The 1,694-nt window shown below is 53.6% G+C and carries 1 rRNA gene; it reads right to left on the bottom strand.

Annotated elements, in window-relative coordinates:
* Nucleotides 1-37: 37 nt before the first annotated feature.
* A 23S ribosomal RNA gene (locus tag BLQ92_RS39110) occupies nt 38-1,694 on the bottom strand; the annotation flags it as partial.

Here is a 1,694-nt window from a genome sequence, read left to right as displayed (position 1 = left end):
AGCGCCAACACTGATCGACACGAGACACACTTGTTATAGGATCAAGCCTTACGGGCAATTAGTATCAGTTAGCTTAACGCATTACTGCGCTTCCACACCTGACCTATCAACGTCCTGGTCTTGAACGACCCTTCAAGGGGCTCGAAGCCCCGGGGATATCTCATCTTAAGGCGAGTTTCCCGCTTAGATGCTTTCAGCGGTTATCTCTTCCGAACATAGCTACCCGGCGATGCCACTGGCGTGACAACCGGTACACCAGAGGTTCGTCCACTCCGGTCCTCTCGTACTAGGAGCAGCCCCCTTCAAATATCCAGCGCCCACGGCAGATAGGGACCAAACTGTCTCACGACGTTTTAAACCCAGCTCACGTACCTCTTTAAATGGCGAACAGCCATACCCTTGGGACCGGCTACAGCCCCAGGATGAGATGAGCCGACATCGAGGTGCCAAACACCGCCGTCGATATGAACTCTTGGGCGGTATCAGCCTGTTATCCCCAGAGTACCTTTTATCCGTTGAGCGATGGCCCTTCCATACAGAACCACCGGATCACTATGACCTGCTTTCGCACCTGCTCGACTTGTCGGTCTCGCAGTTAAGCACGCTTATGCCATTGCACTATCAGCACGATTTCCGACCGTACCTAGCGTACCTTCGTACTCCTCCGTTACACTTTGGGAGGAGACCGCCCCAGTCAAACTGCCTACCATGCACTGTCCCCGACCCGGATTACGGGCCAAGGTTAGAACCTCAAACAAACCAGGGTGGTATTTCAAGGTTGGCTCCACGGAAACTGGCGTTCCCGCTTCAAAGCCTCCCACCTATCCTACACAGATCGGTTCAAAGTCCAATGCAAAGCTACAGTAAAGGTTCATGGGGTCTTTCCGTCTAGCCGCGGGGAGATTGCATCATCACAAACACTTCAACTTCGCTGAGTCTCGGGAGGAGACAGTGTGGCCATCGTTACGCCATTCGTGCAGGTCGGAACTTACCCGACAAGGAATTTCGCTACCTTAGGACCGTTATAGTTACGGCCGCCGTTTACCGGGACTTCAATCAAGAGCTTGCACCCCATCATTTAATCTTCCGGCACCGGGCAGGCGTCACACCCTATACGTCCACTTTCGTGTTTGCAGAGTGCTGTGTTTTTATTAAACAGTCGCAGCCACCAGTTTATTGCAACCCCTTCACCCTCCTGGCGCAGGCCAGTCAAGCTACAGGGGCGTACCTTATCCCGAAGTTACGGTACCAATTTGCCGAGTTCCTTCTCCCGAGTTCTCTCAAGCGCCTTAGAATACTCATCTCGCCCACCTGTGTCGGTTTGCGGTACGGTCTTGTTAAACTGAAGCTTAGAGGCTTTTCTTGGAACCACTTCCAGTTGCTTCGTGACCTAAGTCACTCGTCCCATGCCCTTGAATTCCGCGCCCGGATTTGCCAAAGCGCCTTCTCCAACACAGGAACCGGGACTTCCAACACCCGGACAACCTTCCGCGATCCGTCCCCCCATCGCATTTAACAATGGTGCAGGAATATTAACCTGCTTCCCATCAGCTACGCATTTCTGCCTCGCCTTAGGGGCCGACTCACCCTACGCCGATGAACGTTGCGTAGGAAACCTTGGGCTTACGGCGAGGGGGCCTTTCACCCCCTTTATCGCTACTCATGTCAGCATTCGCACTTCCGATACCTCCAGC

Source organism: Paraburkholderia phenazinium (assembly GCF_900100735.1).
In the GTDB taxonomy this organism is placed as follows: Bacteria; Pseudomonadota; Gammaproteobacteria; order Burkholderiales; family Burkholderiaceae; genus Paraburkholderia; species Paraburkholderia phenazinia.
Note: the sequence above shows the minus strand (reverse complement) of the source record. Positions and strands in the feature narration are given on the sequence as shown.